19 protein-coding genes and 1 tRNA gene are annotated in these 26,335 nt (G+C 38.9%); 11 read left to right on the forward strand and 9 right to left on the reverse strand.

The features are described from left to right. Positions 1-13: 13 nt before the first annotated feature. A complete protein-coding gene (locus tag IPN35_00525; protein QQS59362.1) occupies positions 14-1,654 on the forward strand; it encodes a SulP family inorganic anion transporter in 1,641 nt (546 codons plus the stop codon). A 149-nt stretch (positions 1,655-1,803) separates the two neighbouring features. Here IPN35_00525 and IPN35_00530 read toward each other — a convergent pair whose 3' ends face one another. From IPN35_00530 to IPN35_00540, 3 genes are all read right to left on the reverse strand, one after another. Next, the gene (locus tag IPN35_00530; protein ID QQS59363.1) at positions 1,804-4,440 is read right to left on the reverse strand and encodes a glycosyltransferase; all 2,637 of its coding nucleotides are present in this window, start codon (positions 4,438-4,440) and stop codon (positions 1,804-1,806) included. Positions 4,441-4,665: 225 nt separating this feature from the next. Then, positions 4,666-6,033 carry a DUF2130 domain-containing protein gene (locus IPN35_00535; protein ID QQS59364.1) on the reverse strand — a complete coding sequence of 456 codons (1,368 nt, stop codon included), beginning with the start codon at positions 6,031-6,033 and terminating at the stop codon, positions 4,666-4,668. A 16-nt stretch (positions 6,034-6,049) separates the two neighbouring features. After that, entirely contained in the window at positions 6,050-6,535 is a 486-nt protein-coding gene (locus IPN35_00540) for a hypothetical protein (GenBank protein QQS59365.1), read from the reverse strand. Positions 6,536-7,029: 494 nt separating this feature from the next. Between IPN35_00540 and IPN35_00545 the strand changes: the two genes are divergently transcribed. The 8 genes from IPN35_00545 to IPN35_00580 all read left to right on the forward strand — a co-directional run bounded on the left by IPN35_00545 (position 7,030) and on the right by IPN35_00580 (position 16,479). After that, positions 7,030-7,611: a hypothetical protein gene (locus tag IPN35_00545; GenBank protein ID QQS59366.1), complete on the forward strand. Its 582-nt coding sequence runs from the start codon at positions 7,030-7,032 to the stop codon at positions 7,609-7,611. 458 nt (positions 7,612-8,069) lie between these two features. Further along, on the forward strand, positions 8,070-9,941 hold the full coding sequence (locus IPN35_00550; GenBank protein QQS59367.1) for a site-specific DNA-methyltransferase: 1,872 nt from the start codon (positions 8,070-8,072) through the stop codon (positions 9,939-9,941). A gap of 2 nt (positions 9,942-9,943) precedes the next feature. After that, positions 9,944-12,532 carry a DEAD/DEAH box helicase family protein gene (locus IPN35_00555; protein ID QQS59368.1) on the forward strand — a complete coding sequence of 863 codons (2,589 nt, stop codon included), beginning with the start codon at positions 9,944-9,946 and terminating at the stop codon, positions 12,530-12,532. A 4-nt stretch (positions 12,533-12,536) separates the two neighbouring features. After that, the gene (locus IPN35_00560) at positions 12,537-13,034 is read left to right on the forward strand and encodes an ImmA/IrrE family metallo-endopeptidase (protein ID QQS59369.1); all 498 of its coding nucleotides are present in this window, start codon (positions 12,537-12,539) and stop codon (positions 13,032-13,034) included. Continuing rightward, positions 13,027-13,437: a hypothetical protein gene (locus tag IPN35_00565; protein ID QQS59370.1), complete on the forward strand. Its 411-nt coding sequence runs from the start codon at positions 13,027-13,029 to the stop codon at positions 13,435-13,437. Before IPN35_00560 ends, IPN35_00565 begins: the two co-directional genes overlap by 8 nt. Positions 13,438-13,463: 26 nt before the next feature. Then, positions 13,464-14,576, forward strand: a complete 1,113-nt coding sequence (locus IPN35_00570; protein QQS59371.1) for a hypothetical protein — start codon at positions 13,464-13,466, stop codon at positions 14,574-14,576. 38 nt (positions 14,577-14,614) lie between these two features. After that, the gene (locus IPN35_00575) at positions 14,615-14,776 is read left to right on the forward strand and encodes a hypothetical protein (protein QQS59372.1); all 162 of its coding nucleotides are present in this window, start codon (positions 14,615-14,617) and stop codon (positions 14,774-14,776) included. 32 nt (positions 14,777-14,808) lie between these two features. After that, a complete protein-coding gene (locus tag IPN35_00580; protein QQS59373.1) occupies positions 14,809-16,479 on the forward strand; it encodes a recombinase family protein in 1,671 nt (556 codons plus the stop codon). On the opposite strand, the gene IPN35_00585 is transcribed toward IPN35_00580, so the two are convergent. Beyond that, positions 16,458-16,534 (reverse strand) — tRNA-Met (locus IPN35_00585). The two genes, IPN35_00580 and IPN35_00585, sit on opposite strands and share 22 nt — an antisense overlap. A 50-nt stretch (positions 16,535-16,584) precedes the next feature. On the opposite strand from IPN35_00585, the gene IPN35_00590 reads away from it, so the two are divergent. Then, the gene (locus tag IPN35_00590) at positions 16,585-17,082 is read left to right on the forward strand and encodes a fumarate hydratase C-terminal domain-containing protein (protein ID QQS59374.1); all 498 of its coding nucleotides are present in this window, start codon (positions 16,585-16,587) and stop codon (positions 17,080-17,082) included. On the opposite strand, the gene IPN35_00595 is transcribed toward IPN35_00590, so the two are convergent. Genes IPN35_00595 through IPN35_00615 form a run of 5 tightly spaced genes read right to left on the reverse strand, consistent with a single transcriptional unit; the run spans position 17,033 to position 22,877 of the window. Then, positions 17,033-17,638: an aminoacyl-tRNA hydrolase gene (locus tag IPN35_00595; protein ID QQS59375.1), complete on the reverse strand. Its 606-nt coding sequence runs from the start codon at positions 17,636-17,638 to the stop codon at positions 17,033-17,035. The genes IPN35_00590 and IPN35_00595 overlap by 50 nt on opposite strands. 48 nt (positions 17,639-17,686) lie before the next feature. Then, positions 17,687-18,949, reverse strand: coding sequence for an ABC transporter permease (locus IPN35_00600; GenBank protein ID QQS59376.1), 1,263 nt, complete (start codon positions 18,947-18,949; stop codon positions 17,687-17,689). Beyond that, positions 18,949-20,184 (reverse strand): ABC transporter permease, encoded by a 1,236-nt coding sequence (locus tag IPN35_00605; protein QQS59377.1) that lies wholly within the window; start codon positions 20,182-20,184, stop codon positions 18,949-18,951. Before IPN35_00605 ends, IPN35_00600 begins: the two co-directional genes overlap by 1 nt. Beyond that, on the reverse strand, positions 20,181-20,903 hold the full coding sequence (locus tag IPN35_00610) for an ABC transporter ATP-binding protein (GenBank protein ID QQS59378.1): 723 nt from the start codon (positions 20,901-20,903) through the stop codon (positions 20,181-20,183). Before IPN35_00610 ends, IPN35_00605 begins: the two co-directional genes overlap by 4 nt. Before the next feature lie 18 nt (positions 20,904-20,921). Further along, positions 20,922-22,877, reverse strand: a complete 1,956-nt coding sequence (locus tag IPN35_00615) for an efflux RND transporter periplasmic adaptor subunit (GenBank protein QQS59379.1) — start codon at positions 22,875-22,877, stop codon at positions 20,922-20,924. Between the two features lie 233 nt (positions 22,878-23,110). On the opposite strand from IPN35_00615, the gene IPN35_00620 reads away from it, so the two are divergent. After that, positions 23,111-26,329, forward strand: a complete 3,219-nt coding sequence (locus tag IPN35_00620; protein QQS59380.1) for a S8 family serine peptidase — start codon at positions 23,111-23,113, stop codon at positions 26,327-26,329. Positions 26,330-26,335 lie beyond the last annotated feature (6 nt).

Here is a 26,335-nt window from a genome sequence, read left to right on the forward strand (position 1 = left end):
AAATTCCCCAAAAATGAAAAAGCAAGTGGATTATGTTCTTCAGAACTGGAGATCTGGAATAACAGTTGCACTTGTAAATATTCCTCTCTCCATGGCGCTTGCTATTGCGAGTGGAGCGACTCCCACTCAGGGGATTATTACCGCCTTTTGGGCAGGACTTGTTGCTTCTTTTTTTGGGGGGAGTCATTACAACATTGTTGGTCCTACTGGTGCTCTTTCGGGGTTTCTTTTTGGGTTTGCTGTTTTCTATGGTTGGAATGCACTTCCGCTTCTCGCACTTTTTTCGGGAATACTTATGCTTTTTGCATTCTTTTTTCGTCTTGATCGATATATCATCTTTATTCCGAGAAGCGTTGTCTATGGTTTTACCCTTGGTATTGCCATTATTCTTATTCTTGGTCAGGTTGATAACGCCTTGGGAATATATACTGTTGAAAAAGGAGAAAGTGTTCTCGAAAATACTTTTATAATTCTTCAGCATATTTCAGAAGTACAACTCCCGATTGTTCTTCTTTTTCTTTTTAGCATGGGATTTTTATTGATATGGAGGAAGAAAATCAAAAAATTTCCGGGAGCAATTGTTCTTGCACTTCTTGGTGTTATTGCTTCTTGGATAACAAAGGATTCTTCTTTTTTTGGAATACATTTGTCTACCATCGGTGATAAATATCCAAATATTCAGGCACAAATAGGAAATTTTTTCTGGTGGAAAGGTGTTTCTTGGGATATTTTTGAGGAAAAAAGTCTTTGGGTAGCGTCTCTTGCTGTTGCATTGGTTGCTATTCTCGAAACGCTTCTCTCGGGACAAATCGCAGATAATATGACTCATACAAAATTCAATCGTCCAAAAGAAGTCTTTGGTCTTGCTCTGGCGAATATTTTTTCTGGAATTTTTGGTGGTATTCCGGCAACTGCCGCGCTTGCGAGAACATCGCTTAATATTCAAAGCGGAGCATCTCATAGGGCATCGGGGATGCTTAATTGTATTTTCCTTATGGCAATTACGCTTATTCTTTTTTCTTTTTTTCGACTGATCCCCCTTGTGATCATCGCCTCCCTTCTTGTATTTGTCGCTATTTTTATGATAGAGAAAAAATATTTCCGAGATCTTTTTGAAAAGGAAAAATTCTCTTTTTCGCTTTCTCTTCTTGTCGCCATTATTACAGTTGTTGACGATCCGCTTATTGGTATTCTTGTTGGAACGGTTATTGCTCTTCTTGTTTTTGTGAGTAATGTTGCCAAAGGTGAAACAGAGGTGCTTCTTTGGAGAGATGGGAAGATGGTAGAATCTGTTCTTAAAAATGAATTTTTGAAGAAGGTGAATATTGAATCGGATCTCGTGGTGTACAAAATTTCCGGAACCCTTACCTATTTAAATATGCCAGCCCATTTAGAGGCTGTTCAAAAAATACGCGGAAATCAATATGTTATCGTGTCTCTTCGACATGCATTTTATGTTGATACAGATGGTATTTCGTATCTTGAAGAAATTATTGAAGCACTCAAAGAGGGGAATGATAAAGTGTTCCTTTCGGGAATCAATCCAGAGATTGAGAAAAAAATTCGAAAAGAAATGTTCTATCAAAAAAAAATAATAGAAAAGAAAATATTTTCAAGAACGTCAGAGGCAATACAAACGATATTTCAAAAATAGCACTGCTCTCGCGAAAGGCGAGAATCGTCTGTAGATGCATTGCTCTTCGGTATCCCCTTTATGAGTAATCGTAAAAGACAGCTTTTTATATTGGATTCCAGAATTGATCTATGGCGGCAGAATCTCAGGCAGGGGTCCGAAAAAATTGGCTATGCCACTATCTCTTTTATTGGGATCGGCTTTTTCCCATGCTTGTGTGGACTCATGATATTTTGAAAGAGATTTTGACACTCTCCTGTTCTTTTTACTTTATTCCAAAGTGCCCCACTTCCTTCAATAGCCTTGAGAAGACTACGGAGAACAACCCAGTAGAGAAGGAATCGATAGACAATTCTCTGAAGTGGCAAAAAGAGGATAAGCTTCCAGCTTGATTTTTTTTCAGGAAGGAATCCTGCAAGGGCGTAGAGAAGATCAAATGCAGTAAAGGTGATGTATCCCCAAAATACAATATCTCCACCTCCAAAGATGAATGACAAAATGGCAACAAGATCAATAACAAGCGAGATTAGTGGAGTAAGAATGCTATACATAAGCGTATTTGGAAGAATGATCCATCCGAGCGCAGGAAGGCGAATGGAAAAAATCCAACTTTTGTACTTCCAGAAACACTGAATCGTTCCAAATATCCATCGAAATCGTTGTTTGAGAAAATCTCCAAGAGAAGGCGGGGTTTCTGTATAGCAAATTGCTTCCTCATCATAGAGGATTCGTTTTCCTTTTGTGAGGATGGCGAGCGTAAGATCCTGATCTTCTACGAGTGTATCGTGGTGATATCCCCCCATGGCAACAACATCTTTTTTCCGCCATGCCCCAATAGGACCCGGAATAACTGAAATGGCGTTTGCAAAAGAAAATGCAGTTTTTTCGATATTCTGCCCAAGAACATACTCAATACTTTGAAATTTTGCGAGAAGACGACCCTGATTTGCTACACATACTTTTCCGGCAACACCACTGACGCGAGGATCAAAAAAGTGACGTGCGAGTTTAGTGATGGTGTCTGGCATAAAAATAGTGTCTCCATCCATGGAAATGATGACATCATATTTTGCAAATGAAACACCAAGGTTGAGTGCGCTTGCTTTTCCACCATTTTCTTTTGTGACCAGACGAACTTGGGGATGATTTTTTTCTTTTTCGGCAACAATGGTAGATGTATTGTCCGTCGATCCATCATCTATAACAATAATTTCATAGAGGTGATAATCGCTTGTGAGGATACTTTCAATGGTCGCAGCGATATTTTCTTCTTCGTTATATGCAGGAATAAGAACGCTTACTCCTCCTGAATATGATTCTTTGAGCACACGTCTTCTGATTTTTGCGGCAAGAAAAAACCCAAGGACAAACAGCATTCGTGAAAATGTGAGGAAAATAGCCCCCAAAAAGAGAAGCTCCACACCAGATCCGATTTTTTCATAAACCCAGAGGCAGAAAACTTCAACGGAAATCTGAACATTATCTAAAAAATTGAGAAATGGTGATCCCATTGTTTGATGTCGAACTCTCGCAAGAGGAATATGAGTTTGCTCTTGAATCTTTTTTGATATTTTTTCTCCCACCATGCCAAATTCGGGATCTTCGTCGGAGAGCTTCATTACTTTTTTCTGCCAATCTTTCAGCGCATCCTGTGTCTTTTGGTCAAATTCTCCTGTAACGAAGATGTCAAGATACCCTTCTCCTTTGAGAAATTCTTGAAGAAGAGAAACCTCTCCGTTAGTGTTTTCGTCTGTGCTTGCACCATGAAAATTATGTTCGAGAATCTTTCCGTATTTATCCTCCCACTTCCAAAGCGCCTCTTGTGTTGCTCCATCAAAAATTCCAGTTTTTTCAATATTAAAATCAAATGCCTGCAGAAAAGATTGAAGTTCTGTCACTTCCGAAGAAAACTCTGTATCGCTTGAGGCAGGGACAATAACATTTTGAATGTTGATATCCTGAGAAATTCCAAGAACATCTGAAACAGTAGTAAAAACGTATCCTTCCGACTTGAGTTTTTGAATAATGCTCCTAAGAACTAGCACGGTGTGCTTCGCTCCGTTTCCTTCTCCATCATGGAGTAAGGTGATGTGTCCTTTTCCGATTTTTTGGATAATATTTTGAGAAACATCTTCGGGAGATTTGGCAAGCCAGTCTCGGGAATCAATATCTGCTCCTACGGGAATAAAACCCATTTCAGTCGCCCATAAGACTGACGGATCACTTTTGATATAGGGATTGAGTGTTGGATCAACCCCAATTCCCAAGAGAAAAGGGGGACGATAGAGGAGTGTTTTTTCTCCGGTAAGATCTTCGATAATTTTTTCTGTCGTCAAAAGTTCCATTTTAAGGCGTTTTTCTGATTTGTGAACACTATGAGAATGGGTAAAGCTGTGATTTCCAATTTCATGTCCATCTGCATGAATCTGTCGAACAAGATCGGGGTATTTAATGGCGTTTTTTCCAAGGAGGAAAAAATTCGCCTGTATGTGTTCTTCTCGAAGAATATCGAGAATGATAGGAGTATATTTTGGATCTGGTCCATCGTCGAAACTAAGGGCAATCTTTTTCTCGTTTTTTGGAGATTCGTAATAGTAATCATAAAATCGTGCGGCATCTGCTGAAAAATCTCCAGGAGATATTCCTTCTGTTATCCCCACAAACAACATAATGGTGCTTGATATGAAGAAGATAGCAATAGCTCCAAGAGAGAGTCGAAACCATTTTTTTCGCCGCTTTTTTGGATCGTAGAAAATCAAAGGATGAAAGGTGAGGAGGGAAAAATTGCTTGTATCTCGAAGAGACACAAAAGTGATGGTAAAATAACAATTTTTTTATTTAAAAAGCAAATTTTAAAACATTATTAAAAATTATAAAGTTATTAATTTTTTTTTATTCAAAAACAAAAAATGTATTTTTATAAAAAATAAATAAACAAAAAAAAATGTATTTTCACCTCATTTTATTTTTAGGAAAGTATCAGTAAAGAATCAGCACCATTTTTCTGGTGAAAGTCTCTTCTTCTCTGTCATTTATTCTTCCGAAAAAAGTGTTTCTGGCTCACCTTCCGCTTCTTCGCTCGGAAGCTCTAAACTAGGAACAGTGAGAAGTGAGGAGCCGACAATTCCTTGAATATCTCCATAGAGTCCAGAAGTACTTATTACTACTCGCTCAATCTCTTTTTCTCGTTTTTTCCAGAGACGCTCTATAGATCGTCGTTCTGTTTCTAAATCTGCTTTCATGCCTACAAAAGCGGAGACAATATTTTCGATGCGTCCTCGAAATTCGTTTCCGGTTAAGTATTGGTAGAGAAATTCCATTTTTTCTCCTTTTCCGATAAGTGATTGTTGTGCCTTTTTTATTTCTGATAAATGGTATCGTAGGGTGCTTACTAAAGGGAGTGCATAAGGAAAGCCACACACCCATATACCATCCATCATCCCAAAGTTTTCAATTCCTTCAGGAAGAGTTTGTGAGACAAGAATGCACACATCCGCTTTTACCCGACCCCGATCATCTTTGAGTTTTGGAATCCAATCATTTCCCCAAGATTTTGTGCTCTTGCTTTCCCATAAAATGATTCCTGATTCCTGTCCTGTAGAGTTTCGAACGGTTTGCACGACATCTCCTCCACGAATACCAGTGGGAACATCTGCAATGGTATCGATAGGAAAGGCATTTTGGAGAATGTTTTTGAGATTTATTTCTTGTGCATCGCCCTGAACTTGCATAGATCCCTGTTCACTTTTCCTCTTGAGCTCTTCAATGGTTTTTCGCATTTGCTCCATTTGTGTGTCCTTTTCGAGTATTTTTTTCCCTATCTCCTCATGTGCGTTTTTTTGAGCAACCTCTACAATTCGTTTTCGTTCTTCGTCTATTTTTCGTTCCATTTCGAGTGTCATATTTTTTTCTCGCTCTTCTATTTCTCTCTTTTGTTTTCTCAGTTCTAATTCTTGGGCGCGCATAGTTTCTAGGGTTTTTTTGCGATCCTCATTTTCTCGTTTTAGGTCTTCCATCTCGGTGAGAAGTTTTTCGTTCGCCGCTTTTTGTGCCTTATCCCAGAGTTTTACTTTTTCTTCATGAAGTCGTTTTTCGTACGCTTGTTCTGCTTGTTTTTCGCGTTGTGTAAAGAGTTCTTCTCGTTTTTGGAATTCTATTTCCTGTTTTTTGAGTTCTTGTTCCAAATCCGCTTTGACGTGTTTGCGAATATCACTGGTAAGAGCATCGGTGAGCGGAATGCTTGTTCCGCAAGAAGGACAGGTAATACGGGTAGAATCGGTCATACAGGGTGAGAATTTCTTTGAAAGTGTATCAGAATCTTCTTCGCAGTACACGGTTTCAGTATTTTGGATGACACAAAAAAATCCCAGCATTTCTGCTGGGATTCCCCCCATTCCCATGATTTTGTGTGAGAAATTACGATTGCACTTCTGTTGACGATTCCTCTTCTTGGTCTTGCCATTTTCCGTGGCATCCACCATGTCCTCCACCACGTTTTCCGCGATGTCCAAATTCAGGTCCTCTTCCGTCTTCAGTGTGTGCCTGAATTTCTTTCACGATTTCAGGGTCATCAGACGTAATGGTGATTTTAATACCATTTTCAATGTTTTCCTGTGTTCTTGCGACATTGTCTCTTCGTGGTTCTTTTGATTCCTTCGACTGAAGCATAGTAACTGCTTCTTGATTGTCGGATGTCATAGTAATGACAACGCCATTTTCGATATTTTCGGTGGTTCGAGTAATGCTATCATGGAGTTCACGAATTTGCTCAAATTGTGCACGGTTGAAGTTCCCATTGTTTTCGTTTCCAACGAATGCACCTGAAGGAGAAGCGAGCGCAATAGTCATCATGAGTGCCCCGATGGCAATAGTTCCGCCGGCAGAGATAGTCTTGATGTTCATGTTTTATAGAAAAAAGAAAAGTGGATGACGTCGTCCACTCTTTAATACTAAGTATATTTTTTTTTCTTTCAGTTTTTTTTGTTTTTTTTCCAAGAATGGGAAAAAGGGGTAATTCACCGCACACTTTTCTTGAGGAGAAATTTATTTGCTACGTTTATAGTGGCGCGTTATGAATCCCGCGCTCTTACCGACTGAGCTGTCACTTCTAAAAAACCGAATACTCCTCTTTACATTCGGATTGGTAAAACAGGGCAGAGAGGATACAAAGGAATCTTTTGCTTTCGCTTTGCCGTTGATTTCAAGCGAAAGAGTTATATTGCAGAAAACAAAGGAGGGAAAAACTACACGGAAGAAGTTATTTTAGTAGAAAAGAAGAATCCCTTTTCAAGTGCCATTTCTGATTCTTTGGATTATAGAGAAAAGAAGGGGCTGGAATATCCCTATACAAAAGAGGAAGAAAAGATACAAGAATCTCAAATGATTTCGGTTTGAAAATGACTCGATATTTTTTCAATACAAAGGCAACCATTGAGCAATGCAAAAGCATTTCCGTTGTAAAAATGAAGCAATGGGGATTTTTCAATGAGAAAGAAGGTTTTCGGAGTGGTTCTTTTGCTTGGGGGGATGATCAAAATAAAACAAGCGTGGGATATTCTTTTGCTTTATCGGAAAAAGAACTTCGTCTTCAGTACAGTTTTACAAATGATCTTAATGATCCAAAAGCGAAACAGGACTACAAAATACGCCTCAGCACTACCCCATGCCGTTATGGTGGGGTTCGGCATTGGATGCACTGCCCGAAGTGTGAAAGAAGAGTGGGGAAACTTTATCTTGCGGGAAAGTATGTTTTCGCTTGTCGGCAGTGTTGGAACTTAACTTATGATATTTGCAACGCTTCAGGGTTTGAACGCATTTCAGGAAAATGCCTTTCTTATAATGAAATTGATGAAGGGTTTGCAGGTCTCAAAAGATGGTATTACAGAGGAAAAGAGACGAAAAAACACAAAAGACTTTTAAGGCATTCGGAAAAAGGAGATCGAGCTTTTTTTCTTTTCGGAATAAAATATTGTAAATAATGGCGGTTTCTTGTCCGTCTCAATTCAGCACGCCGCCAGCGAGTGTAAGCCCCTCTCAAATTCCAGAAAAACAAAATCAAAGCAAAAGCCAGAGAAGAAGAGCAAAGGGGCGTCACTTTATACAACTTATATTCGTGCAAAGTCTCCCTTATTCTTTCAGGATTTTTGAGAAATTTCTTTATTTGTGGGTTTTTCTTTATTTTCAGAAAAAAGACTTCTGCACAATATCAGTTGTGTAAAAGCGGGTTTTACAGAGTGATCAAGGATTGGGGGTGGAATTTTTTCTTTTCTCTCGCATGAAAGGAACAAAAAACCGCCCGTAACTGTACCGAGACAGTGCAGGGCGGTTTTTTTGTGGGACTTTCTGAAATGAATGAGGTTTTTTGAAGGAAAAAAAGAAAGATTTTCTCATTTTTTTTCTTTGTGTACAATTCTATGGAAAGGATTTCCCCATCACCATGAAAAATACGCTTTTTGCTTTGCTTCAAAGTGTTTTAAAAAAAGATGACCGATTTTTTGCAGAAGATCGTTTTCTCAAAAATCAAGTTATTGAGTATGCTCATAAATATGATGAGCATTTAATAAAATTACTTCTTTCAAATGAAGAAATAAAAGGTTTTTTCTTTAAAGAAATTGAAAAGGCTTTAATTTTTAATAAAGACCTTTTTGTAAAATTTGTTTCCAATAAAGAATTTTTACCAGATTCATATACGAGCTTTCGGAACAAAGTGGGCTTGGCGTGTGATGAAGAAAGCTACATAAAAGAAGTAAAGGATGTTTCACTTGTTTTTCCTTTCAAGGATTGTGTTCTTGAAGGAGGACAAACAAAAGAGGATCAATCACGACAAGAAGTTTTTCATAATCATATTCTTTCTCCTGATGAAATTTCGGTCCTTTTAAAACCAAAGGTTTTGACGAAATTCAAGAAATGGGACAAGGACGGAGCGCATGAGGATTTTGAAATAACAGAGAAGGACAATTGGATTATCAAAGGAAATAATTTGTTGGTTTTGCATAGTCTCAAGGAGCGTTTTGTGGGAAAGGTAAAACTTATTTATATTGATCCACCCTACAATACGGGAAATGATTCTTTCAAATACAATGACCGTTTTAATCATGCTTCATGGCTTGTGTTTATGAAGAATCGTTTGGAGGTGGCGAAAGAGCTTTTGAGAGAGGATGGAAGTATTTTTATTTCAATTGATGATAGCGAATTTGCTTATCTCAAAATTCTTTGTGACGAAATATTTGGACAAGAAAATTTTTTGGCAGATATTATTTGGAACTCCACTAAGTCTGTTACGAACACAGCTATTATTTCCGAATCTCATAATCACACACTCGTATTTTTCAAGAAAAAAGAATACTTTGTAAAAAATAGAACTGAATTTCGATTGTCTGAAGATGGCGAAGGATTTTCCAACCCTGATAATGATCCAAGGGGTCCATGGAAGGCAGACCCATTTCAGGTTGGTGGTTGGAGACCAAATCAGCAATATGAAGTTAAAAATCCAAATACTGGAGAAATATACAAGCCAAATGAGGGGTGTAGTTGGAAAAATGATTTTCAAAAATTTCAAGAATTAGAAAAAGATGGTCGCATTGTTTTTGGTACTACTGGAGAAGCAGGACCACAAAGAAAAAGATTTCTTTCGGAAGCACTTGAAAGAGGAAAAGTTTCTAAGACAATATGGGATGATGTCGGAACCACGACAGAAGGGACAGGGGAATTAAAAAAACTTGGATTAGGAGGACTTTTTACTTCTCCAAAACCAGAAAAACTTCTTCAAAGAATTATTGAGCTTTCAACCAAAGAAAATGATCTTGTTCTCGACTTCTTTTCTGGAAGCGGAACAACCCTTGCTGTCGCTCATAAAATGGGGAGACAATATATCGGGGTGGAACAAATGGATTATATAAAAGACCTTCCAGAAGCACGCCTTCGAAAGGTCATTGAAGGAGAACAAGGAGGAATTTCAAAAGCGGTTAATTGGCAAGGAGGAGGAAGTTTTATTTATGCAGAACTTTTTGAATGGAATGCGGAATATGCCAGAAAAATTCAAGAAACAAAGAACTCAAAAGAACTTTTGAAACTTTGGGAAGAAATGAAGGAAAAACGGCTTTCTTTTTTGAGTGGATATTTAGAAGTGAAAAAGTTCAATGAAAATATGAAGCATTTTGAAGAATTTTCATTAGAGGAGCAAAAGGCACTTCTTATGGAATCTCTTAATCATAATTTTCTCTATATCCCTATTTCAGAAATAGAAGATTCGGAGTATCAGATTTCAGAAGAGGACAAGAAAAAGAACTCTCAATTTTATCAAAAATAAAAATGCTTTTTGAGCAATTTGACGGCACTTTGGCAACTCTTGGAAAGAACTTTTTTAAAGAAAAAGTTCCTGAATACATTGTCAAAAATTTGAATTCAAAGTTTGAGCTTCGAGAATATCAAAAAGAAGCGATTGGAAGACTCTCTTTTTATCTCAATGATTATCCAGAAAAGACTGAACCGACCCACCTTCTCTTTAATATGGCTACGGGAAGCGGAAAAACGCTTATAATGGCATCATCTCTTCTTTTTTTATATGAACAAGGGTATCGGAACTTTATTTTTTTTGTGAATAGCACGAACATTATTAAAAAGACACAAGATAACTTTCTCAATTCCCAAAGCTCTAAATACCTCTTCTCACAAAAGATTGAGCAGAGCGGAAAAGAAATTACCATTCGAGAAGTAGAAAATTTTGAAAGCGCAAATTCAGAAAACATTAATATTGTTTTTACGACTATTCAAGGGCTTCATCGCCAATTGAATGAACCACGAGAAAATGCCCTTACTTATGAAGACTTTGAAGAGCAAAAAATTGTTCTCATTTCAGATGAAGCACACCATATAAACGCCTTCACGAAAAAAGGAAAACTTCAAAAAACAGAAGAGGAAGAAAAAGCTTCATGGGAAGGAACCGTGCGGAGAATTTTTGAGGCAGACCCTCGCAATATCCTTTTAGAATTTACCGCAACTATTGACCTGAGAAACGACGAAATTTTAAAAAAATACGAAGATAAAATTCTCTTTCGCTATGATCTCAAGAAATTTCGAGAAGAGCTCTTTTCCAAAGAAATTGAGATTTTACAAGGGGACTTAGAACCCATTGACCGAGCTTTGCAAGCGGTCGTTTTGAGCCATTACCGAAGAAAAGTAGCAGAAAAAAATGGAATTTTTTGTAAGCCCGTTGTTTTGATGAAGGCAAAGGATATTAAGGCTTCAGAGTCTTTTGAAGAAGAATTTTCCGTAAAAATAAAAGCTCTCAAAATTTCTGATCTAAAAGCGATTCAAAGCAGAGACAATAGAACCATTCAAAAAGCCTTTGCATATTTTGAAGCCAATGATATTTCTTTGGAAAATCTTTTAAGTGAGATACAAGAAGAGTTCGGAAAAGAGCGGTGTGTTTCCGTAAATTCAAAAAATGAAAGTGAGGAAAAACAGCTTCTTGTCAATTCGCTTGAAGATCAAAACAACGAAATTCGAGTGGTCTTTGCCGTGGACAAGCTCAATGAAGGGTGGGATGTTCTCAATCTCTTTGATATTGTTCGACTCTATGAAACGCGAGACAGCGGAAAACAAATCGGAAAAACAACCATGGCAGAAGCGCAACTCATTGGACGCGGAGCAAGATATTTTCCTTTTCAGAGAAAAGGAACAGAAGAAGATCGATTTAAGAGAAAATTTGATGAAGACATAAGAGAGGAGCTTCGTATCCTTGAACAGCTTTATTATCACAGCAAGGATGATAGCAAATATATTTCTGAGCTCAATCGAGCACTTATTGAAATTGGGATAAAGTCAGAACGAGCAAAGGAATTTTATTTAAATATCAAAGAGGATTTTCAAAAGGGACCATTTTGGAACTCTGGCGTTATTTTTACCAATCAAAGAGTAGAAAATGGATCAAAAGACATTTCTTCTTTTGCAGATGCAAAAATCCCAAAAGACTTTGAATATACTCTGCGGACAGAAGGAATGAATGAAGAAGAAGTTTTTTCCAATAAATTGGAAATGAAAAAGGATATAGCAACACAAATAAAATCTTTTGATCTCTTGGATTTTGAAGAAAATCTTTTACGAAGTATTTTGGGAAAATACAGTTTTTTTTCTTATAAAAATCTCAAGAGCCGATATTTGGGAAACATAGGCTCTTTGAACGAATTTCTTTTTTCTGAAAAGTATTTGGGCGGTGTACGAATAAAAATCACGGGGAGAAGTGAAAAATTGTTAAATTTAACCATCCGAGAAAAGAAAAAAGCATTGCATCATGTTCTTCAAAAAATAGAATCTCATCTCAAAACAAATACACCAGAATATATTGGAACCAATCTTTTTCGAGCCAAACAAGTAAAAGATGTTTTTAAAGACAAAGTTTTGAGACTGGACGCCGAAAGTGAGCGAGCGCAATTTATGGAAAATTTTGATTTTCATGCTTGCGACTGGTACGCACAAACAGAGCTTCATGGAACAAGTGAAGAAGAGGCACTTTTACTCTTTATCCAGAGTTTTATTGATGAACTCAAAAAAAAATACGAAGGGGTGTATTTGGTCCGAAATGAGCGATTTTTCACTCTTTATACTTTTTCAGAAGGAAGAGCCTTTGAGCCTGATTTTATTCTTTTTTTAGAAGATAAAAGCCAAGAAAAAAAAGTTCAAGCGTATCAAATTTTCATTGAACCAAAAGGAAAGCATTTGATAAAAGAAGATCAGTGGAAAGAAGACTTTTTGAAAGAAATTGAAGAAAACTATGAGGTGGACTATAAAACTGAAACAAAAGATTTTAAACTAATAGGATTGCCATTTTTTAATAAAGAACAAGAAAAACATACTCATGAATTTGAAAATACTATAAGAGAACAGCTTTCTTTGTTTTAAGATAATGACTACAGCAAATTATGACAATGCAAAATCAAAGGCACTTGATCTTCTCAGGCTCTATGATATTCAAGAACCGATTGTTCCTGTTTTTGATATTGCGAAACAAGAAGGACTCAAAATTTCTTTTTTTACTCCAGAATCAGCAGAACTCAAAGAAATTTCGGGTATACTTCAAGAAGACACCAAAACAATATTTATCAATTCCAGTGACTCTCCTCAAAGACAAGTTTTTACCGTTGCTCATGAGCTGGGGCATTGGACAATGAAACACAAAAGAAAAGATGAAGTTCTCTATCGAATGAGTAGTATTATTACAAAAGACCCCCAAGAACAAGAAGCAAATTGCTTTGCCAGTCATCTCTTGGTCCCAAAGGAATTTTTAGAAAAAAAGATAAATGAATTTAGCCTTAATATAAATGATACTGCTATTCTGGCAAAGCTCTTTGGAGTCTCCGAAGAAATGATTCAATACCGTATAAAATCATTTTCCTATGAGTAAAGATAATTTCAAAAAAATATTGGAGAAGGTGATGGAATCAATTTCTCTTTCTGATGAGAAAAATATTACCTTGGGTTTGAATGATGAAAGAAAAAAAGTTGAGAAAGAAAAAACAATTATCGAAAGTTTAGAAAAAGAAAAACAAAAAAAAGAACAGGAAATAAGACACCAAGAAAGAAAGGATGTTCTCGATATGAGAAAAATATGGTCAATTTGGCTTTTACGCCTTATTTGGCTTATTGCTCTTTTTGATATGGGCATTGTTCTTGGGTATGGTTTCCAATATCTTACTTTTGACAATGAAAGTTTTGTAGCAATTATTATAGGGGAAAATCTCTTAAAAATTGCAGGATTGGCTTTTATAGTCGTCAAATTCTTATTTAATGGGAAAAGTACAAAGTAAGAATCTCAAATGATTTCGGTTAAAAAATGACTAACTTTCAAATAGAATTGGCAGAACCAGAAAAGCTCTTTCTTGTGTATTACTCTCTTTTTTATCACAAAAGAAAAGAATGGAATGAAAATCTCAAAGGAAAGTATATTTATTTTGATGGAATCGTGAGAGGATGTATTGCAAGTGATGAAATCAAAAAATATTTGGAAGAGTTATATGAAGAAGAAATTTTGACTTCCTTTTATGTTTGGGATTACAAAATAGAAAAGAAGGAAGATGTTGATAAACTTTTTTTTATAGGTAAAAAAAAGCCAAAAGGGCTTTTAGAAGACATAGGCTTTCTCAAAATATTTCCTGATATAGGTGGATATGGCGATTTTAAGCATTATGATTTATATGCGGAAATAAATGAAGAAAAAGCAGAACAATATATTTCTGAATATCTTGAGAAGTGGAAAAAAAATGATCTTTATTTCACGGAATTCAATATTTTACGAAAAGAAAAGCAAATTGAGATGGTCGTCCAAGATATTTTTTCCATTATCAAAAATCATTCTCATACAAACTTCCTGATTCATTCAACGAGGATGAGCATAGGGGATGAAATGGATTTTGTTGCGACTGTTCTTTTTTTGCAAAGCGTAGGAGATATTCATATTTCTGGATTCTTTTCCAAAGGTACTAGGTATTACTCTTCTGAAAAAGAAACAATTCATTTCCGCATTACCCTTACCGAAAAATTCTTTGAAGACTTTACCTACAGCCAAAAATCAGGACTTGTCCATTTTGATTTTAAAGAACTGACCACAAAGGAAAAATACGAAAAAATATTCTTTGACGCTCCCTACAGGATCTGGATAAACAAAACAGAATACCGAATGAACAAAGGAAAGTTTCCGTATGAACTTATGAATGCCTCCTTTGATGATATGGCAATAAAAAGCGTTCCAATAGACGAATTAAAAACATTAATGAAACTGGAAGAAAAAGGCATCCAAAAAGGAATTGATAACTTCAGAATAACTCTGAGAGATAAATTTTCTTTCCCTGCAAATGAGCTCTTTTTCTCGGTACAAGATGGAGAAATAACCCTAAATCCAAAAATATTCAAAAAAAGGGAAAAAAAGGAAGAAATAGAAAAGAAATAGGAATATTCTTAGGATTGCTCCTTTGTCAGAATAGGAGCATGAAAAAGCAAGCAGAAACCTCAATCAGAGAAACGGCATTCAGCACCTTTGAATTCTCCTGTCATTACCCCGAAGAAAACCCCATAGGAGCAGAAAAAGACATTGCTCATGTTCTCTCTCATGTAGGCGTTTTTGATACTTTGAAAAAAAATCAATCTTGATACCAAAATTCATTTGGGATACAGTACCCCCGATGAAAGCATTTCCAAGTGAAAACAGCGGAAAAAGAAGAGTCGCCATTTATATTCGTGTCTCAACTGCCGAACAAAAAATAGAAGGATACAGCCTTGAGGCACAACGGAAAAAACTCCTCGATTATGTGAATAATAACACTGCTCTCAATCTCACTACAAAAGAAGAGTGGATTTTTACCGATACCCACACAGGAAGTGATCTTGTGCGTCCACAACTGGAAAAACTCAGAGAAGGAGTCCGAGAAAGAAAATTTGACGCGGTTTTGGTTTGGAAGATTGACCGCCTTTCTCGAAGCCTCAAGCACCTCCTCATGATGTTTGAAGAAATGGAAAAGCATGATGTCAGCTTTATTTCAGTACAAGAAAACATTGATTTCAAGGGTCCTATTGGAAAATTGATTTTTCAAATATTCGGAGCCATTGCCCAATTTGAACGGGAACTCATAAAAGGAAGAACACAAATGGGAAAAATCGCTTCAGCAGAAATGGGAAACTATACAGGAAATTCTATTCCTTATGGATATGAAGCCGTAAAAAATAAAAGTGGAAGAGGAAAGCGTCTCAAAATTATTCCACAAGAAAAGGAATGGGTTGAAAAGATGTATCAATGGTCAATTTATGAAGAAATGGGACTTGGACAAATTACCAATCGCCTGAATACCCTTGGAGTTCCGAGAGGAAATCAAACAAAAGAAAAAAGCTTTCTTTGGACAGAAAAAATTGTCAGAAATATTCTCTCGAACCCAATCTACAGAGGGGAATTTGTAGCAAATAGGAAAGATGAAAATGGAAGAATTCTTCCTGAAGACAAGTGGACAGTGGTGGAAATTCCTCCTTGTGTCTCTGAATTTACCTTTCAGCAAGCTCAGAATGCCCGTGGAGACCGAAAGGGAAGTGGAGCCGAGACAGACTACCTCTTGAGCGGAAAAATCAAAGACATGGGTCTTAAAAAGCCAAAGTCATTTGTTGGAAAAAAACGCTCAGATCATGCTTATTCTTACGCCAGAAAACAGTTTAAAGAAAAAGACGGAACGCCCCACCCTGTTTTTGAGATTCCTGCCAAACAAATTGAAGAATATGTTTGGGGAAAGATTATGGAAGCCATGCAAAATCCAGAAACTTTTATCAAAACCTACCTTTCTCAAGAATATTCTCAAAAAACCAGTATCGTCCAAATTGAAGAAGAAATTTCCCTCTTGCGAGAAAAGAAGGTGAATGTGGAAATGAATATATCCAGAATTGAAAATGCTTTTGAGAATGGAACTTATTCAGAAGAAAAAATGACAAAAAGAATTATGGAGAAGGAAGAAGAAATGAATCGAATTGAAGACGGCATACAAGAAAAAGAAGATAAACTTATTTTCTTAAGTTCTCTTGATATTGAAGTGGAAAAGCTCAAGAGTGCTTCAGAAGAAGTAAAATACCGACTGGAAAATTTGACCCCAAAACAAAAGAAAATTCTCTGTAATTTGTTTGTTGATCGGATTGAAATGAATCGAACAAGGGAAGGTTCAAGATGGAAAGTAAGTGCGGAAATCTTCTTTCGGTTCAACCCTCAGAAGTTTAACAAGGGGAGTGAGGAGGGTAGAACTGGGGAAGACCTTGAAGAAAACGAAAAAAAGACTTCCTCGGAAGAAAAAGCCTTGAATGGTGCCACGGGGCGGATTTGAACCGCCGACCTCGGGGTTATGAATCCCGCGCTCTTACCGACTGAGCTACCGTGGCAAAAAACGGATTTCATGCTATCATGCTCTTGAGAAATTGCCAAGCATACCATGTTTTCTCCTCTCTCTCTCGGTACTCACCAATCTTTTCCTGTTTTTTTACCACAAACACCAGTGCTTTTTTCTGGCACTCTTCTTACTCTACGAGATGGAACGCTCCGAACTCTTTTTTCTGAAAAAGAAGGGAAGTCCGATTTTTTACGAGGAGCAGTAATCTATTTTTGCGGTCCAACGCCTCCTCCCCTTGGAAAGCCTATTGGTTCGTGTGGTCCCACAACAAGTTCGCGTATGGAACCGTTTTTTCCAAATCTTATTTCTGCCGGAGTGCATGGCATTTTGGGAAAAGGGGAAATTTCAACGGCTTCTTCTAAGCTTCTTGCAGAGCACAATATTCCTTATTTTGGTGTGGTGGGTGGTATTGGTGCGTTTCTTGCTGAATGCGTGGAATCTGCTCATATCCTTGCTCTTCCCGAGCTTGGTGCAGAAGCGGTGTGGGAACTTACAGTAAAGAATTTTCCAGCGATTGCCCTGCCGTATCATTGTGAGTAGGTGGTTTTTTTTGAAGCCAGTCAGAAAGTTTTGTTTCGAGTTGAGGAAAAATATCATTCTGAAGCTTTTCCTGTTCTTCTTCCGAAAAATTTGAAAGAACAAATGTAGATGTATTAATTCCGTGTTCTGAGCGAAGCATAGTATCAACTCCTATTTTGAGGCGTGCGACATTCTCTGATCCCAAGAGATTTATAATATCTTTTATGCCATTATGCCCTCCAGAACTCCCTTTTTCTCGAAAGCGAATGTTTCCAAAGAACTGATCTTTATCATCAAAAATAATGAGAATGTCTTTTATGGGAATTTTCCAAAATTGCTGTGCGGCGAGCACAGATTTTCCCGAAAGATTCATAAAAGTTTCGGGGAGGAGGAAGCAGATCTTATCTAAGCAGAGTGGAGATACTCCTTCGGTTATGCTCCCGAAAAGTTTTTTTTGTTCCCGAAACTCTGGAAAATTCCATTTTTTTTGGAGAAACTTTGCCGTCATCCATCCAACATTGTGTCGGGTATGTTCATATTTTTTGCCGGGGTTTCCGAGGAAGACAATGAGTTTCATGAGCAATACACATACTATCATATTCCCTCAAAAATCGTGTAGCTACTGTTACGCTTTTCGTAGCGCATCAATCGGATTCATTTTTGCGGCTTTTCCTGCTGGGGCATAACCAAATACCAGTCCAACTCCAGCGGAAATCCCAATTCCTAAGACAATAGAAGAGGTGGGGAGAATAAAAGGCCAATCAAAAGTAAAGAGGTGCGCTACAACACTCACGAGGTAGGCAATACTGCTTCCGAGTCCTATTCCCAAAAATCCTCCCAAGAGACAAATAATAATCGATTCCGAAAGGAACTGAAACCGAATGGCAAATGGACTGGCACCAATTGCTTTTTTAAGTCCAATTTCTGAGGTTCGTTCTGTGACCGCTACATACATAACATTCATAATTCCTACGCCACCAACAACAAGCGAAATACAGGCAATGGAGAAAAGGAGGAGAGAGATGCCATTTGTTACGGTATTAATAATATCCATTGATTGGTCCATTGTGCGTACGACAAAATCATCTTTGTCTGGATTTTTAATTCCATGGTTTTTTCGAAGAACACGTTCTGCTTGTGAAACCGTTGTGCTCAGAAGCTGTCGGTTTTTCATTTTGAGTCCGATAGCATTGACGTGATTTTGTCCGAGAATTTTCTTTTGTGCTGTTTTTATGGGGAGATATACAAAATCGTCTACTGTCATAAAGAACTTGAGTCCCATTTCTTCTGCAACGCCGATAACTCGAAAGTTTTTTTCGCCCATACGAATGTTCTGTCCTACAGCAGGAGAATCTCCGTAGAGCTCCTTTTTTATTCCACTTCCCAGTACTACAACTTGTGCGAGGGATTCATTTTCTTTTGGTGTAAAAAATCGTCCTTCCGAGAATGTTAAATTTTCTGTGGTAGCATATTCTGTATTTGTTGCCCAAAAGGTAGCTCGTTTTTCCGTTCCTTTGTGGGTAAATTTTTCTTGTCCCATAGCAAGAGTATAGCCTGTCTCTATGTTAGAAAGTTTGAGGAGACTATCTTTATCACCTGTGGTGAGGGTGGTAATTTGTATTCCAGTGACGAGGGCTTGTCCTGAAGTGCGGTCTTTTTCTGCACGACTTCCACGACTTGGTACCTGCACTTCAATCCATATTGTTTCTGGAGTAATACTTGCAATTTGATTCAAAATAAGCGCTCGTACGCCGGCGCCAACAGAGAGAACAATAATAACAATGGCAGTTCCTACTATAATTCCAAGCGCAGTGAGCGCACTTCTCCCTGGGCTATTCCGAAGTGCCTTGAGTGAAAGCCGTAAAATTCCAAAGATGAGTCGTATCATTATTCGTAGCGAAGCGCATCAATAGGTTTAAGTTTTGCTGCACGTCGAGCAGGAGAAAGTCCAAAAACAATTCCGACAAAAAGTGCCACAAGAAACGAAATCCCCATAGAAAGTAGGGAAACAGAAAACACCCAATCGTATTCCAAATGCCATGCCACCGCCGCAATAACAAATGAGAAAAAGACACCAAAAAGAATGCCAAGAATACCTCCGGTTCCGGTGAGGAGAACTGCTTCCAAAAGGAATTGTCCCTGAATTTGTGACGGACGTGCGCCAATAGCTTTTTTGAGTCCTATTTCTCGAGTGCGTTCTGTAACACTCATGAGCATAATATTGGTTATACCAATCCCCCCTACCACCAAAGAAATAGCGGCAATACTCGCAAGGAAAAAGCGAAGGGCACTTGTAATTCCACTTAAAATTTCCACGGCTTGCGAAAGTGAGCGAACGGAGAAATCATCATCCTTTGCATTTTTAATATCGTGTCGCTGACGAAGGAGCCTGCGGATACGCTCCATGGAAGAATTTACATTTTTTTCATTGTCTATTTTTATCCGCATAAGCCCTATGTGTCGTACGCCGAGAAGTATTTTTTGCGCAGTGGAAAGCGGAATAAAAAGTTGTGTATCAGGATTATTCACGAGAGAAGCCCCCTTTTTTTCCAGAACGCCAATGACACGAAAGGGGATACGGCGAATTGTGATTGTCTTTCCAATGGGGTCTGTATGCGGAAATAAATCTTCCTGAAGTTCACTGCCGAGTACTGCTACTTTTTTGGAAGCGCGTTCTTCCGCGGTAGTAAAAAACCGTCCGCGCTGAACGATATGATTTTCTACCATGGGATAATCTGCAGTAACACCGTTGAATGTTCCGTCGATACTTTCTTTTTCCGCTACAACTTCTCCGGTTCCATTGCTGTAGGCGGAGACACCCTCGATATTTGGCAGTTTTGCGACTGCGCGAGCATCGTCTATGGTAAGTGTAGTAATGGCAATGCCCATTGCCGATGCCGGAGGACCATTATCATTTGATGCACCAGGAAGCACACCCACTAAATTTGTCCCGATTTTTTTGACAGAAGAAGTAATAAGCGACTCTGCTCCGGCTCCTACAGACATAATCGTAATGACAGAAGCAATACCAATAATAATTCCAAACATCGTGAGGATAGTTCGGGTTTTGTTCTCCAGAATGCCCGAAAGCGCAAGCCGAAGCACAAGAAGTTGTGATTTCATTCAGAATCTTCCGAAGAAGTGGGAGGGCAATGTTTTGTACAAATATCTTCTGTTATTTGCCCATCACGGATGACAATTTTTCGTTCAGCATACGCTGCAATATCATCCTCGTGCGTTACCATAATAATGGTATTCCCTTCTTGATGAAGTTTTTGAAAAATCGCCATCACTTCGTTTCCCGATTTTGTGTCTAAATTTCCCGTTGGTTCATCCGCAAAAATAACCTTTGGATTGTTCACCAGTGCGCGAGCAATAGAAACGCGTTGTTGCTGTCCACCAGAAATTTGATTGGGTCGATGAAATATTCGATCCGAAAGTCCCACTTCTGCGAGAGCTTTTCGTGCACGTTCTTCTTGTTCTTTATCCGAAATACGTGCGTAAATCATTGGTAATTTTACGTTGTCGAGCGCGTTCATTTTTGAGAGAAGGTAGAACATCTGAAACACAAATCCAATCTTTCGGCTTCGGATTTCCGCAAGTTCTTCTTCATCAAATCCACGTGTTGATTCCCCGTCAAAAAAATATTCTCCTTCATCAGGAACATCCAAAAATCCCATAATATTCATGAGAGTCGATTTCCCCGAGCCAGAAGGACCCATAATAGCAACAAATTCTCCTTTGGAAATTTCAAGAGAAATTCCTTTTAAAATATGCGCCGAAATCACTCCTGTTTGGTAGCTTTTGGTAATGCCAGAAAGAGAGAGTAGTGGGCGCGACACAGGGAGATTAAGAAAAAGTTACCCGTCGGTTTTTTCATAGAGAATGACTCGTTCTCCTTCATTGAGTCCTTCAAGAACCTCTATAGCCTCTTCTCCTTCAAGTCCAGTTCGGATATTTTTCCGTATTTTTTCACCGTTTTCCAAAACAGAGACAAATGCTTGTTCTCCTTCATATTGTAGGGCTTCTACGGGAATGGTGAGTGCTTCTTTTTTCTCTTCTGCCAAAATTTCCAAATCTGCTGTCATTCCCGAGCGCACTCGCTCATCGGGATTTGTGAGCGAAACCTTTATCTGATAATAAACGACTCCTTGAATTATGGTTTCTGCCGGATCAACATGGAATACTTCGCCCATCAGTTTTTCTCCGCTCGGAAAGGCATCAAAATCAATTTCTACTGGATCTCCCACATTTACTGGCAAAATATCGGTCTCTGGAACATTTGCAAGAATATAGAGTCCATCTGTTTTTATGGTGATCATATCTTCGGCAGTCGTAATGCTTTCTCCCGTTTCAAATGCAACGTCTGTCACTATTCCATCTCGTGGAGCTCTGAGAATTGTTTCTTCCAAATTTGCTCTCGCTCTTTTCCATGCAGAAAGTTTTTGATTCACATTTGCCTGGAGCGATGCCACATCTACACTGCGTGGTTCAGCAATAAGTTGCTCGTGCTGTTTTTCTGTACTGAGGAGAGCGACTTTTTTGGTTCCAATCGTTCTCTGCGCACTAGCAACATTGACTGAATTTTCTGTTTTTATGTTTTCGAGTGATTGCATAGCAATTTCAAGTGCACTCTGTGCAGTATCTACATTTGCTTTGGCGGTGTCGATTTCTTTGGATTTCGAAACATCTGCCGTATCCTTATCGAGCACCGATCCAGAAATAATTTGTTCTCGATTCCGTACGGTTTCAAGTTCACTGGAGAGGGAATCTTGTCCAGTTTTTACTGTTCCGCGAAGTGTTTGGAGAACAGTTTCTGATAGGCTTTCTCCGGTGATGGAATTTTCGAGAGCGACAAAAGTCTCATCGAGCATGGTTTTTGCAGTAATGAGAAGTACATCCATTTGTTCCAATAGTGCTGTGGAAGTTTCGGTATTCCAGTTTGGTATTATCTCTTCAAAATCACCTTCTATTCCCAAAAGACCAGTTTTGCTTTGACGGTAGGCATCTTTTGCACGTCGTACGGCATCTTCATTTCGAAATCCGATAAATCTTCTTCGGTCGCTGTAACTTGTTGTATCAAATTCCAAAATATCATCGGTAATAGCAATGGCATTTCGGACTTCATCAAGTGCAGAAATGATGGTTTTTTGTGCAGAAATAAGATCATCTGAAAGTCCTTTTTGTGCGCTTTCTTCTGTTTTTCCTCCCGATCTCACGGCATTTTCGTACGCAATTTTCGCATTTTCTAAAGTAATCTCAGCATTCTTTACTTCACGTTCTCCTTTTTCAATTCGCTGTTTTCCAAGCTGTTTTGTGTCTTGCAGTTCTTCTGCCGCATGTTTGAGTTCAAGCTGTGATTGTTCCTTTTTCACTTCAGAAACAGCGCGTTCTTCCCTATTTGGTCCTGCGTATTTTAAGTCGAGTTCTGCCTGTGCCATGTTGAGTGCCGCCTCTGCCTGTTCGACATCAATATTGAGCTGATTTTCCTCAAGAAGTGTAAGAATATCTCCCTTTTTTACCTCGTCTCCTTCGCCGACAAGGACATTAGAAATTTTTCCACCTCGTTCAAAACGGAGTCCAATAGTCGAGCCAGATTCTGTGCTTCCACTGATATCAACAATATGATGAACGTCTTTTGTGGATACGGTTTCTGTGACATATTCCACCGCCTTTTCCTTTGGTCCCCAAAGTGCCCATCCCACAAGCCCAAGAATGGCGATGGTAAGTATTCGTCTTCCCCATTTTATCAGTTTTTTTCGGGTTCGCTTTTGGGAAATATCCGGTGATGAATTTTGCGAAGTATCAGTTTCCATATCTTTCGCTTCAATAAAGGCAAAAAATCCGCTCATTGTACCATGTTTTTTTCCTTCGAAACAACTCTCGCTGTTTTTCGGAGGAAATAAAAGTTTCTTTTTTCAAGAGTTTTTTCTTCCCTTGTTGCTTTTTATTCCTTTTGCTCCTCTCTAATTTCTATTTGACAAATAGGAGGGATACTCGTACGGTTGCCATAAAGTGATCTTTCTTTTTCACTCTTTAATTTTCTCCTATGAAAAAATTTATTGCATTCTTTTCGGGAGTTTTTCTTTTCGCTCCCTTTTTTGCGTTTGCTGAGCAACAAGAAAAATTCGTTACTCCCGCTGCTTCTTTTTCGGCGACGAGTGTCGTTGCTCCTGAGAGTGTTCCAGGAGAGGTACTCGTTCGTTTTAAGAAGAATACTAAGCTCAAAGGAGAATCATTTCAAAATCGCATTGATGCGCTGGCAAAAAAGAAGTCGCTCAAAAAGGGAAAGGTATTTCAAAAGGAGGGTATTGCCGTATTTCGACAAGAGGGAAAAAAGACCGAAGAGATTATCAGTGCTCTTCAAGGTGATGCCGAAGTAGAAAGCGTTCAGCCAAATTATATCTATCAGGCAACGGCGCAGACAAAATTTTGGAATATTGGAAATGATAAAAACTCTGGAGTAAATGCCGATCTTGTATGGGGAGATTCTACTGGTGCAGGAGTAGTAGTTGCGATTGTTGACTCGGGAATTGATTGGGATCATCCAGATTTAGTAGCAAATCACTGGACAAATGCTGGAGAGACAAACTGTACAGATGGCATAGACAACGACAGTAATGGTTATATTGATGACTGTGATGGATGGGATTTTATTGGATCAAATTATACCACTCCCGCGGATGACAACAGCCCCAACGATTATTATGGACACGGAACCCATGTCGCAGGAACCGTAGCAGAGGTAAACAACACCGTCGGTTTGGTGGGAGTTGCTCCAGGTGCGAGCCTTATGGCAGTGAAGGCGCTTGATGATTCTGGTTTTGGAACAACGGCGAGCATTGTTGATGCTGTTGGATATGCTGTAGAAAATGGTGCGGATGTTATTAATATGAGTCTGGGTGCCTCTGTTGGCGATTCCCTTTTGGAGACTGCGGTAAATGATGCATTTTCTGCAGGAGTTGTTGTGGTTGCCGCCGCTGGAAATTCTGGAGGAACGTCCCCACACTATCCTGCGGCATACACGTCGGTTGTTGCGGTAGGAGCAGTTGATAGCAGTAATCTTCTTGCCTCTTTTTCAAGCCATGGTTCTTGGGTTGATGTTGTTGCTCCAGGAGTAGCCATTGCTAGCACATATCCCGAGCATCTTACTCCTCCAGGGTATCTTCCGTATGCCTATATGGATGGAACCTCTATGGCGACGCCTCATGTTTCTGGACTGGCGGCGCTCTATTTGCAAGCACATCCGAGTGCTACTCCTACAGAAGTACGAGATGCCATTCGTGCTGGAACGGTTGATTTGGGAGATCCTGGTGTAGATACAACGTTTTCTTACGGATTGGCAGATGCTCCGAGTATTGTCTATGGAAAAGCCGGTGCAGGAGATCTGGTCATCAATGAGCTTGCATGGGCAGGTTCTTCTGCAAGTACCAGTGATGAATGGATTGAGATTCGAAATGTGCGAAATGTCCCCACCAATGTTGGTGCGTTTGAACTGACACAAAGTGCCGGAACGGAGACACTTATGGTAAAAATTCCAAGTGGAATGATTCCTGCGAATGGCTACTTTCTTCTGTCGAACAACGCAAAAAATTATGCTTTTTCAGGAGGAGAATCGGTGCTCAATGTCGATCCCGATGTAGTCAACACCGATGTTTCACTTTCAAATACAGCTCTTCAGGTAAAACTCTATGATGGAGTCTTCGCCTCTGGAACACTACTCGATACTGCGGGAGATGGGAATACGCCCCTTGTAGGAAGTAGTGTTGACCCAAAGGCAACCATGAGTCGAAAAACCATTCCGAGTGATGGAACACTTGCTACAAATTGGTTTACGAGTACAACAACGGGAACAAATTATGATTCGGGAGCAATTGAGAAGGGGACGCCAAAAGAAGCCAACGAATCTGATCCTGTTCCGCTCGACGTGACCCCGCCAGTTCTTAGTAATGGTGCTCCAAGCGGAGAATTTTCTGCGGGAACGACAGGAGCAACTCTTTCTCTCGATACTGATGAAGCGGCGACATGTAAGTATGACACCGTTTCGGGAACCGATTACGCAAGTATGCCAAATACCTTTACTACAACAGGAGGAACTTCTCACTCCGAAGACATTGCGGGGCTAGCTGACGGTGGATCATATTCTTATTATGTTCGTTGTGAAGATACTGCCGGAAACAACAACCCCGATGATTTTAGTATTAGTTTTACGGTTGCAACAGCAACTACTTTGAATGGGAAAGTTGATCTTCTCATCCGCAACAAGATTAGTGGAAAATGGATTATGAAGTTCACAAAGTCCGATCTCACTGGATTTGATAATGCCTTCACAAGTACATACAGCCCAGACTATGAATTCTATCCAGCAGATTTCAGCGGAGATGGGAAAGTTGATCTTCTCATCCGCAACAAGATTAGTGGAAAATGGATTATGAAGTTCACAAAGTCCGATCTCACTGGATTTGATAATGCCTTCACAAGTACATACAGCCCAGACTATGAATTCTATCCAGCAGATTTCAGCGGAGATGGGAAAGTTGATCTTCTCATCCGCAACAAGATTAGTGGAAAATGGATTATGAAGTTCACAAAGTCCGATCTCACTGGATTTGATGATGTCTTCACAAGTACATACAGCCCAGACTATGAATTCTATCCAGCAGATTTCAGCGGAGATGGGAAAGTTGATCTTCTCATCCGCAACAAGATTAGTGGAAAATGGATTATGAAGTTCACAAAGTCCGATCTCACTGGATTTGATAATGCCTTCACAAGTACATACAGCCCAGACTATGAATTCTATCCAGCAGATTTCAGCGGAGATGGGAAAGTTGATCTTCTCATCCGCAACAAGATTAGTGGAAAATGGCTTATGAAGTTCACAAAGTCCGATCTCACTGGATTTGATAATGCCTTCACAAGTACATACAGCCCAGACTATGAATTCTATCCAGCAGATTTCAGCGGAGATGGGAAAGTTGATCTTCTCATCCGCAACAAGATTAGTGGAAAATGGCTTATGAAGTTCACAAAGTCCGATCTCACTGGATTTGATGATGTCTTCACAAGTACATACAGCCCAGACTATGAATTCTATCCAGCAGATTTCAGCGGAGATGGGAAAGTTGATCTTCTCATCCGCAACAAGATTAGTGGAAAATGGCTTATGAAGTTCACAAAGTCCGATCTCACTGGATTTGATGATGTCTTCACAAGTACATACAGCCCAGACTATGAATTCTATCCAGCAGATTTCAGCGGAGAATAATTCTTA

This window comes from Candidatus Peregrinibacteria bacterium, from assembly GCA_016699755.1.
Classification (GTDB): domain Bacteria; phylum Patescibacteriota; class Gracilibacteria; order CAIRYL01.